The sequence below is a fragment of the Pseudomonas sp. 14P_5.3_Bac1 genome (assembly GCF_025466135.1).
GTDB lineage: Bacteria > Pseudomonadota > Gammaproteobacteria > Pseudomonadales > Pseudomonadaceae > Aquipseudomonas.
Genome location: NZ_JANLOF010000081.1, coordinates 178,883 through 190,353 on the forward strand (window position 1 = coordinate 178,883; position 11,471 = coordinate 190,353).

Here is an 11,471-nt window from a genome sequence, read left to right on the forward strand (position 1 = left end):
TCGCGGGCCGGCTCCGCAAATGGAATTGCTATGAACAAGCACCTGTACCGAATTGTTTTCAACAAGGCACGCGGGCTGTTGATGGTGGTGGCGGAGAACGTCACCAGCCAGGTCAAGGCGCCGGGCACTCGCGTCAGCCTCACCACCGCCGACGCGGGCTGCACGGCGACGCTCGGGCCGATGCGTTTTGCATTGATGATCGCGCTCGGGCTGGTGTCCTGGAGCGCTGTACCGGCGTGGGCGGCGGGCACGATTGTGGCCGATCCGGCTGCCGCAGCCGGCCAGCGTCCGACGGTGATTCAAAGTGCCAACGGCACGCCGCAGGTGAATATTCAGGCGCCCAGCGCGGCCGGGGTTTCGCGTAACACCTACAATCAGTTCGATGTCGACCCGCGCGGCGTCATCCTCAACAACAGCGGCGCCAACACCCAAACGCAACTGGGTGGCTGGATAGAAGGCAACGCAGCGATGGCCAAAGGCAGCGCGCGGGTCATCCTCAATGAGGTCAACGCCAGCAACCCCAGCCAGTTACGCGGCTATGTCGAAGTCGCCGGGCAACGCGCCCAGGTGGTCATCGCCAACCCGGCCGGCATTACCTGCGACGGTTGCGGCTTCATCAACGCCAACCGTGCGACCCTGAGCACCGGCCAGGTGCAGCTGGAGAACGGCAGCATCAGCGGCTACACCGTGAACGGCGGCACCCTGAACATTCAGGGCAAGGGTCTTGATAGCCGCGACGCCGATTACACCGACCTGATTGCCCGTACCGTGCAGGTCAATGCGGGTATCTGGGCCAATGACCTTAAGGTCACTGCCGGACGCAATCAGGTCAACGCCGACAACACCCAGGCCACGCCTCAGGCCGGCGCCGACGGCGACAAGCCAGCCGTCGCCATCGACGTGGCGCAACTGGGCGGAATGTACGCCGGGAAGATCGTGCTGGTGGGGACCGAATCGGGTGTCGGCATGCGCAATGCCGGGCAAATTGGCGCCATGGCGGGTGAAGTGGTCGTCAGCGCAGACGGCAAACTGCACAACATGGGCACAATCAGCGGCACCACGGCCACCCGTATCACGGCCACAAGCGTTGACAATAGCGGCTCGCTTTACGCCAAGGGCGATTTGAACCTCACCAGCTCCGGAGATATCGACAACAGCGGCACCATTGCCAGCCAGAATCAAACAACCCTCAGCGCCAAGTCGATTCGTAGCACCCAGGGCTCAAGCCTGGCGGCGGGCGCGGGCGTGGACGGCAAACTGGGCAGCAGCGGCAACCTTGCGGTGCGCGCCACCCACGTAAAGGCGCAGGGTCAAAACCTGGCGGCAGGCGATGTCAGCATCCAGGCCGATGATCTGGACCTCAGCGGCAGCCAGACTCAAGGCCGCAATGTCACCCTGACCGCCAACGACGGCGATAGCAATCTCAGTGGCAGCCGCGTGGATGCCAGCCAGACCCTCGCGGCCAGCGCGACGAAGACCCTGCGCACAGACAGCGCCAGCGTCAACGCCGACAACCTGCAACTGAACGCCAGTGATCTGTCCAACGTCGGCGGCGAGCTGGTGCAGACCGGCGTCGCCGACACCTCGATAAACGCCACCGCGAGCCTCGACAACCGTAGCGGACGAATTGCCTCAAACGCGACCAATACCCGGATCAGCGCCGCTCGCATCGACAACGGCAGCGGCAGCATCGAACACGCAGGCAAGGGTTCGCTGGGCATTCAGGCCAACCAACTCGCCAGTACCAAAGGCAGCATTGCCAGTAATGGCAGCGTGTCGATCAAGGCTGACGACGTGGTGCTGGATGAAGGTCTGGCCCAGGGCCAACAGCTCACGCTCCAGGCCCGCACCCTGTCCAATCACTACGGGCGCATTCTGCAAACGGGGCTGGAGCCTTTACAGATCAATGTCAGCGAGCAATTCAACAATCAGAACGGCCAGGTCAGCAGCCCAGGCGCTGTGGCGATCAACGTTGGCACGCTGAATAATCAGAACGGCAAAGTGGTTGCAACCGACGGCGGCCTGCTGACGGTGACCGCCAGTGATTTGATCGACAACAGCGGCGGAACGCTGGCGGCTAGCGGCACCGCGCAACTGAACGGCGCACGCCTGGAAAATACCCAAGGCACCGTCAGCGCCGGTGGCGAGCTGCAAGCGCAGTTCAGCCAGTTGAACAACATCGGCGGCACGCTCGCGTCTACCCAGCGCATGGCGATCATCGCCGGGCAGTTCAACAACACCAATGGTGTGCTTGGCTCGGTGCAGTCCGGCCTTTCGGTCAACGTGACCAACGGCGCGCTAACCAACAATGGCGGGCGTCTGGAAGCCCAGGGTGACATCGCCGTTACAGCTCAGGGCCTGGATAACCGCAGTGGTGTGATCAGCGGTCAGGCACTGGACCTCAACAGCAACGGCGCTCTGGCCGACAACCGCGACGGTACACTCGACGCCCGCGCCACCCTCGACCTGCGCAGCGGCGAGTTGCGTAACGCGGCGGGCTTGATTCAGTCTGCAGGCAAACTGTTTATCGACACCGGAAATCAGGCCCTCAATAACCTCGACTCCGGCACCACCAAAGGCATCAGCGGTCAGGATGCCGTGGAAATCCGCAGCGCCAGCGTCAATAACAGCACTGGCTTTTTGAGTACCAAGGGCAATCTGTTGCTCACCGCCAGCGACGTGGTCAACACCAACGGCGGCCAAATCATTGGCGAGAAAACCGTACACGTCGACGGCGCACGCCTGGATAACCGTGGCGGCCAGTTGCAAAGCCTCGGCGACGTCGAGCTGGCACTGGGTCAGGCCCTCATCAATCAGGGTGGGCTGGTCCGCAGTGCAGGCGCGTTGAACCTGAGCACCGATGTGCTCGACAACAGCGCCACCCAGGGCACCAACCTAGGCCTTGAAGGCCGCAGCATGAACCTGGCGGTCAACACCTTCAACAACCAGACCGGTGCCGTGCGCACTGATGAAGGCCTGCTGCTGGGCGTGAGCCAGACGCTAAATAACCAGAGCGGGCTGATCTCTTCGACCGGTGACCTGACCATCCGCGACCGCGATACCGCGCAGCGTCGCCAATCGGTGAATAACCTCGACGGCACGCTGATTGCGGGCAAGCTGCTGTCGCTCAACGCCGCGTATTACAGCGGCACGGGCCGGGCGCTGAGCCTGGGTGACATCAACTTCAGGTTGCAGAGCGGCCTTGATTTGAGCGGGCAGATTCAGGCCAACAACAACGTTGATCTGAGCACCGCCGGGGCGCTCAACAACACCGGGCGTTTACTGGCGGGCAAGTCCCTGCTAGTCAGCGCGCAGACGCTCGACAACAGCGCCAACGCCGAAATCAGCGCGGGCCAGGTTCGTCTGAACGTCGCTGACACCCTGACCAACCGCGGGCTGATCGACGGCCAGCAAGTCCGCGTGCAGGCAGCGACGCTGAATAACCTCGGCACCGCGCGCCTGTATGGCGACCAACTGGCGATAGCCACCTCGACGTTGAACAACCTCGATGAAAATGGCACCGCAGCAACGATAGCAGCCCGTGAATCACTGAATATCGGCACCGCAACCCTGAATAACCGCGAGCAATCGCTGGTCTTCAGTGCTGGCGACCTCGCCATTGGCGGGACCTTGAGCGCGCTCGATACCGCTGAGGGTCGCGCTCAATTACTGACCAATGCCAGCGCGACCCTCGAAGCGCTTGGCGATCTGTCTTTGAACGTACAAAGCGTGCGCAACACCAACGAACATTTCAGCACGCGCGATGTTGAGGTCAGTCGAACACCCGAGCAGGAGTTTCAACTCACCGGCTCGACCAACCGCTACCAGGCCAACGAGATCTCCCTGCGTCACGATGAGGTGAATTACCTGGTCACCCCCGAGGGCCAGCGCGACAACTGGAACCGCTACGACTACACCCGCGTCGTCAACGAAACCCAGATCGCCACCTCGGCACCGGCGCAGATCCTGTCTGGCGGGACCATGCAGATCAGCGCCGGCGACGTGCTCAACGACAAGAGCCGCATCATCGCCGGCGGACTATTGCAGGCAGACGTCACCAGCCTGACCAACACCGAAGTGTCGGGCCAGCGCACCACCGTCGACAGCGGCAGCGTCACCAACTTCTACCGCATCCAGCGCAAGGGCCGCGACCGGCAAGGCGCGAACACCGCAGCCTATACCCCTGCCCCGCTGATTCAGGATATCTCCCTGCAACCTACCGTCTTCGCGCAGAACACAGCGGTCAGCGGCACGGGCACCCAGATCAGCGCACGCGGTACTCAGGCCGTCGGTCAGCAGATCGCTTCCACCGGTACGGTCAGCGCTCCGGCCGCCCGTACCTTTCAAGTAGCTCCGATCGTTCAGGTCGCAGCGCAGACCACCCAGAACGCACAAGGCGTGGCCGAGCAGATTCGCACCGGCGGTCCGTCCCTTGAATTGCCGAACAACAGCCTGTTCACCACCAACCCGCAGACCACCAGCAATTACTTGATCGAAACCGACCCGCGTTTCGCCAGTTATCGCACTTGGCTGTCTTCGGATTACATGCTGGAGCGCCTGCAAGTCGACCCTGCGCTCACCCAGCAGCGTCTCGGCGATGGCTTCTATGAGCAAAAACTGATTCGCGAACAGGTTGCACAACTCACCGGTCGGCGCTTCCTCGATGGCTATGCCAATGACGAAGCGCAGTACCGGGCGCTGATCGACAATGCCGTCACCCTTGCCAATCAATGGCAACTGGTGCCAGGCATCGAGCTGTCCCCTGAGCAGATGGCGCAACTGACCAGCGATATCGTCTGGCTGGTACAGAAAAAAGTCACCCTCGCCAGCGGCGAAACCCGCAACGTGCTGGTGCCGCAGGTCTATGTGCGCGTGCAGGAAAGCGACCTTAACGGCTCTGGCTCGCTGATTGCCGGGCAACGCCTGAACCTGAACATTGCCGGTGATCTGGTCAACAGCGGCAGCCTGGCCGGGCGCAGCGTGATGGCGATTACCGCGCAGAACATCGAAAACCTCGGCGGCCGCATCCAGGCTGACAAGGTCTCGCTGACGGCACGGGAAAACCTCGACAACCTCGGCGGCCTGATCGGCGCGACAGACAGCCTCGCCATCAACGCCGGGCAAAACGTCAACGTCGTGTCCAGCAGTCGCGACAGCAGCAGTGCCCAAGGCACCCGCACCAACCTGTCACGGGTGGCCGGGCTGTTCGTCAGCGGCGCTGGCGGCACCCTGGACGTCAACGCGGGTAAAGACCTCAACCTGACCGGCGCTCAGGTGGTCAACGCAGGTACCGGCGGCAGTACCTCGCTGCAAGCAGGCAACAACATCAACCTGACCACCGTTGGCGAAGCCCATCAGCAATCGGTTAACTGGAACGGCAGCAACTGGCGCAAAGACGCCAGCCAGACCGAAGTCGGCTCAACCATCCAAGGCCAAGGCGATGTGCGCCTCAGCGCCGGGCAGGACCTCAATGCCCGAGGCGCGAGCGTCACCAGTCAGCAAGGTGCAATCATCGCCGACGCCGGGCGCGACGTGAACCTGACCGCTGCGCAAAACACCCAGTTCGCCGATGAAGCGCACAAATTCAAAGGCAGCAACGGCCTGTTCTCCAGCAAGACCACTACCACACGCGACACCGTCAACCAGACCCAGGCGCAGGGCTCGACGCTGAGTGCCGAGAAAACCTATGTGCAGGCCGGTCGCGACATAAACGTCAGCGGCAGCAACGTGGTGTCCACCAACCAGACCGTGCTGGCGGCTGACAACAACATCAATATCGAAGCCACGACGGAAAGCAGCAGCGAACGTCACGACAAGTCAGTCAAGAAAAGCGGCCTGTTCAGCGGCGGCGGTATCGCGGTCACCCTCGGCACCCAGCAGCAAACGGTCAAGGACCTCACCACTAGCCAGACCGCAGCGGCGAGTACCGTGGGGTCAACCAAGGGCGATGTGCTGATGGAAGCGGGCAAAGGCTACCGCCAGGTGGGCAGCCAGGTGAGCGCGCCCGAAGGCAGCGTCGATATCACCGGGCAAACCATCGATGTCGTTGAAGCCCGCAACACCAGCAAGCGCGAACGTGAAACCCTGTTCAAACAGACCGGGTTCACTCTGACGGTGACTAACCCTGTCATCAGTGCAATCCAGACCACCCAGCAGATGAAACAGGCATCGGAGAAAACCGATGACGGGCGCATGAAGGCGCTGGCAGCGGCCACGGTCCTGCTGGGCGGTAACAACGCCGCCACGGCGGTGGCAATGGACCCTGGCGCGGCAGGCGGTATCAACATCAGCCTGTCGCTGGGCACCAAGAAGAACGAAAGCAAAACCACCCAGACAAGCGACAGCGCCGCCGGTTCGACCATCACCGCCGGTCAAGATGTGCGCCTGCGCGCGACCGGCGCAGGTGCAGACAGCAACATCACGGTCCAAGGCAGCCAGATCAAAGCCGGACGTGACGCCAGCCTGATGGCCGACGGCGACATCAACCTGCTCGCCGCCAACAACACCAGCCAGCAAAACACCGACAGCAAAGGCAGCAGCGCCAGCATCGGTATCGGCCTCTCGCTGGGCGGTAGCAGAAACGGCTTTACCCTGGACCTGGGTGCCACCGGAAACCGGGGCCAGGCCGACGGCGACGAGCTGACCCATACCAATACCAAAGTGGAGGCTGGCAACCAGTTGCTGCTGTCATCCGGCGGCGACACGCAGCTTAAGGGGGCGGTGGCCAGTGGCAAAAAAGTCATCGCCGACGTCGGCGGCGATCTTAATATCGAAAGCCTGCAAGACACCAACACGTATAAAGTCGATGAAAAGAGCCTGGGCATCGGCATCAGTCTTTGTATTCCACCGTTCTGCTACGGCATGAGCTCGATAAGCGGTGCCAGCGCAAACTTTGGCGCAACCAACATCGACTCCAACTATGCCAGCGTCACCGAGCAGTCAGGCATCAAGGCCGGTGATGACGGTTTCGACATCAACGTGCGGGGCAACACCGATTTGGTCGGCGGCGTGATCGCCAGCAGTGACAAGGCCGTGCAGGACGGCAAAAACAGCCTGGTCACATCCAGCCTCACCAGCCGCGACATCAAGAACAAGGCGGATTACGACGCCAATACCGTGAGCCTGGGCGGCGGCTACAACGAAGTCGGCAAGGACCAGAAGGGCAACGCGCAGACTGGCGGCAAGGTTAACCCGGGCACCGACCTGGCCAAAAACGAGAACAACATCGGCGCCAATATGCCGATCGCCATCAGCGCCAGCGACAAGGCAAGCAGCGTGACACGCAGCGGCATCAGTGGCGGTGCCGTCGTCATCACCAACGACGCCGAACAACAGAAGCGCACCGGGCAGAGCGCCGAGCAAACCGTCGCCAGTCTCAACCGTGATGTGTCCAGTGATCGCGATGGCAGCAACTCGCTCAAACCGATCTTCGACGAAGATGAAATCCGCGCCGGTTTTGAGATCGTCAGCGCGTTCTCCAACGAAGCCAGTACCTTCCTTGCGAACAAAGCCAGGGAAGCGGACCTCAAACGCCAACAGGCAAAAGAGCTGCAGTCAAAAGCAGACAATCGTGACACGCCAATGAGTGACGCTGCGCGCCTGCAACTGCAGCTCCAGGCGCGGGAGTACTCGGCGCAGGCCAACGCGATCTCCGAAAACTGGGGCGCAGGCGGTACCTATCGCCAGATCACTACCGCCCTGATCGGTGCTGCAGGAGGCAATATCAGCGCGGGCAACGCTGCCTTTGTGCAAGGCCTGGTGGTCAATTATGTGCAGCAACGGGGTGCCGGCTACATCGGCGACCTGGTGGCCAAAGGCGAGCTCACCGAAGGCTCGCCACTGCACGCGGCCCTGCACGGCATCGTCGCTTGCGCCGGTGCCGCCGCCAGCAGCCAAAGTTGCGGCAGCGGCGCGGCAGGCGCGGCGGCATCAAGCCTGCTCACCGGCCTGTTCTCACAAAGCAGCCCCGACGAAAGCGAAGAACAACGCGAAGCCAAGCGCAACCTGATCGTCAGCCTGGTGACCGGCCTGGCAGCGACCAGCGCCTCCATCGACCCGACCACCGCCAATACCGCGGCGGGTGCGGCGGTGGATAACAACTGGCTGGCGACACAGCAGATCGTGCAGTTCAAGAAGGAATACGACGAAGCAAAAGGCCTGATTGCCGCTGGCAAAGTCGTTGCCAAATGGTCGTACATCAGCGGCAGGCAGGATGTTCTGACCCAGTTCGGCATCGGCAAGGGGTTGGCCCAGTCAGGCTGGAATGACGTCACGGGCCTCGCCGAATTTGTTGCGCACCCCATCGAAGGGCTTACCGGACTTGGCCAACTGATTAATAACCCGGAGGCCAGAAAGCAGTTTGGCGACAGCGTCGTCAACGAACTCAACGTTAAGATAGAAACGATCAAGACCGCGCTGGAAGTCGGCGGCGACGAAAACGCCGAAGCATTGGGCAAGGCCATCGGCGAAATCGCCTGGCAGGTCGGCAGCATTGCAACGGGGGTGGGCGGGGCTGCGAAAGGTGGCGTGGCGCTGGCCAAGGCAGGGATCAAGGTTGGAGCGCAGCAGCTTGAAAAGATGGTAGTAGACGGCGCCAAGCTGGCCAAGATCGAAGCCTCCAAGACGAGTAACGCCTTGCCACATCGGCCTGTGGCCGATGCGCCAGAGACTACACCCACGCGCACTCCCGACGAGCTCGCGGGTAATAATAAACCCACGACAGACGCTCCCAATACAAATGAGAAACCTGAAACACCGCCAAATCCGGATAAGGCCGTGCCGGCAATGGACGAGTTTACGGTAAAGGCGTTCAATCCTTTCAGTAGCGACAAGTTCAAGGCGATGACGCCAGAGCAGCAAAAAAGCTTCCTCAAGGAATACAATAAACAGCTCCTAGCGCAGCAGAATGCTATCAACCGTATGACGGTGGAGGAGTTCAAGACTGCTCGGGATGCCTACGATAAGCTCGGACGCAATCCAGATGCCGCAGCCGCACAACAGAAATTCGGCAAGGACTTCGAAAATGAAGTCAGAGACAGTATCACTGAGTCATTAATGACCAAGGGTACTGACTTCAAGACCGCCTCTGCGCAAGCGGCCGTCAGAGCCAGAGAGATTCGTTCTGAGCTGGCGGCGCTGCACGATCCTGATATGGTCGCAGGTGGTTGGTTCAGTCACGAACCTGTCAGAATGGGCGATTCACTGATCAACTCGTCGATCGGAGGCAGCTGGCCGAGCCGCTTGAAAGCGTTGGATGAGGCAGTGTCTTCGGCCATCGCCAATGGTTCAGGGCAGGCGAAGATGAATGTCAGACTGGAGTTACTAAGAGGGCGTGGAAATTGAGAGACGAATTTTTTCAATCATTGATCGATAATCTAGGCGAACCAAACTCGCGTCGAGAAGTGCCCAAGTCAAGTATCGACAAGTATCGCTCAATATTACCCAATGCCCTGCTTGGTTATTGGCAGAATGAAGGTTGGTGCTCTTATGCTGATGGGCTGTTCTGGATTGTAGATCCGGAGCCATACAAGGCGACGCTCGATATGTGGCTGCAGGGCAGTGGCTTGGCAGAAGTCGACAACTATAATGTGATCGCCAGGGATGCATTTGGTTCGTTGTATGCATGGGGTGAGCGTTACCAGCGCAAAATTACAATATCAAGTCTAGCGGGCGGTATTGTTGCGTTGAAGAACCAATTGAGTAAGCCCAACCCGGTCCCGGATAGAACGCTGGGTATATTCCTCGGTTCTACCAGTCGAGAAAGTCTCGACTTTGAGGACAATCAAGGCAAGCCGCTGTTCCAGCGCGCACTGGCAAAGCTTGGGCCGGTTGGCGCAGCTGAGATGTACGCGTTCGAGCCCGCCCTTTGCATTGGAGGAAAGGCTGACCTGGAGCATATGAAAAAGGTGGATATTCATGTTCACCTGATGATTCTTGATCAATTACGACGTTGAATAAGATTAAATAAATAAAATAACTATTCCGTTCGCAACAGGATCAATTGGGGAATTAACGACCTCCCATCATTGGCCTAAAGGAATAGGGAGCGTGATGGGCAATTGGCTTGGGCAGGGCGTACTCATTAAAGGAACAGCTGAATGATTCGCGCACCACTCGGCCATGCCAGCTACTGGGATAAGGTCGTTAACGGCAGCTATAGCTATATCGCGAAGTCTCAAAAGCTTCTCTTGGCGCCAACCGCTGACCCCGATTACGCCCCCCAGTATGCGTTTGAAATCGGACAAGACCATTTGCACCAAATTTTGCGCAGATATTCCGCCGGAGATCCAATAACTCACTTGGCCCACTACTTCCCCGGTCTGCTAGCAGCATGGGAACAGGCGGAACACCTCGGCACCACCGTGTGGACTACGGAGCAGCAATTCACCCGGCACCACTGGCGCGTCAACTACGACCACTACATCATTTGCTTCTGGCTGGTCGGCTTGGCACTCGCACTCGACATTCCAGACGAGCAATGGCATCGCTTGCTGGCCTTGATCGGCAATGATGGCGAAGACGTACTTCTTGATCGGATCATTGCCAGCCGCAGCCCAGACCGCAAGATAGGAGCCGTGCTTCTCTACCCCAAACCCTATGGTCGTTTGTTGAAGGCAGTGGATGCGCCTTCAGATTCTCAGGCACCGTTGCTCAAAGCCTTTGTCGAGCACTGGTACCAGGAAGTGCGTACCGGCGCCAAATCCGGATCAGGCCCGCAAGCGGTCAGCTATCGGCATCCTTATTGGTATACCTATGGCGACCAGAACTTTGAAGGCGGGGCATATTTTGGTCGTTGGTGTGTAGAAGCGGTGGCTGCCGTGAAGGCGTTTGGAATGGATGACTCGCCATGTCTAGGTCAAGAGCATTATCCGGGAGACCTTTTGAGACCTGATGGCCCTAGCACTCACCCGGCAAGAGAGACAACAGAACCACATCCACCGTTGGCTTCAGAAAAGAAAGCCGGCTTTTGGGCCCGAATTTTCACCCGATCCAGTGATAGATAAGCGCCAGTGTGATCAAGCAAGACACGGCTATCGCAAGGCAAGCACCCGCCGAGAAGTGCCAACGCCGATGCCGGCGATGGGAGGAATAAGATGCTTTGCACCTGGTTTGATTCACCGACAGCTGAATGCCTTCAAAGCTTTCAGGTGCGTTTTCAATAGCGGACACCCTGGCGCGTGACAGGTCCAGGCAGCTTTCCATCTTCTTTGACACTTGCTGGGTGGTGCCGCCGAGGGCGCTGAGCAACTGATCGACCTCCTCAGTGGGGTGCTGCCATCCATGGACTGGTTGACAGCTTCGGGCCGGGTGTTGAGCACAGAGATCACGCCCACCAAGCTCACGGGAATGGCCGCGACGAGCACAAAAGCCAGGACCACCCACATAATGCGACTCTTTAATGAGCAAGAATAAGCCCTTATCGCGGGCATGAAAAAACCGGCAAAAGCCGGTTTTTTTCATGCCTCGCTATG

4 protein-coding genes are annotated in these 11,471 nt (G+C 59.8%); 3 read left to right on the top strand and 1 reads right to left on the bottom strand.

Going from position 1 to position 11,471, the window contains the following annotated elements:
* The first annotated feature begins 30 nt into the window (after positions 1-30).
* The 3 genes from NTD89_RS23015 to NTD89_RS23025 all read left to right on the top strand — a co-directional run bounded on the left by NTD89_RS23015 (position 31) and on the right by NTD89_RS23025 (position 11,003).
* Positions 31-9,342: a hemagglutinin repeat-containing protein gene (locus tag NTD89_RS23015; protein ID WP_262209883.1), complete on the top strand. Its 9,312-nt coding sequence runs from the start codon at positions 31-33 to the stop codon at positions 9,340-9,342.
* Positions 9,339-9,953: a GAD-like domain-containing protein gene (locus NTD89_RS23020; protein ID WP_262209885.1), complete on the top strand. Its 615-nt coding sequence runs from the start codon at positions 9,339-9,341 to the stop codon at positions 9,951-9,953. The genes NTD89_RS23015 and NTD89_RS23020 overlap by 4 nt, the downstream gene beginning before the upstream one ends.
* A 144-nt stretch (positions 9,954-10,097) precedes the next feature.
* The gene (locus NTD89_RS23025; RefSeq protein ID WP_262209887.1) at positions 10,098-11,003 is read left to right on the top strand and encodes a PoNi-like cognate immunity protein; all 906 of its coding nucleotides are present in this window, start codon (positions 10,098-10,100) and stop codon (positions 11,001-11,003) included.
* On the opposite strand, the gene NTD89_RS23030 is transcribed toward NTD89_RS23025, so the two are convergent.
* Entirely contained in the window at positions 10,981-11,460 is a 480-nt protein-coding gene (locus NTD89_RS23030) for a hypothetical protein (protein ID WP_262209975.1), read from the bottom strand. The two genes, NTD89_RS23025 and NTD89_RS23030, sit on opposite strands and share 23 nt — an antisense overlap.
* Positions 11,461-11,471: the final 11 nt, after the last annotated feature.

Excerpts from the sequence above, each read along its gene's own strand:
- NTD89_RS23015 (WP_262209883.1), top strand. The coding sequence starts at position 31 with ATGAACAAGCACCTGTACCGAATTGTTTTCAACAAGGCACGCGGGCTG.
- NTD89_RS23025 (WP_262209887.1), top strand. The coding sequence starts at position 10,098 with ATGATTCGCGCACCACTCGGCCATGCCAGCTACTGGGATAAGGTCGTT.
- NTD89_RS23030 (WP_262209975.1), bottom strand. The coding sequence starts at position 11,460 with ATGAAAAAAACCGGCTTTTGCCGGTTTTTTCATGCCCGCGATAAGGGC.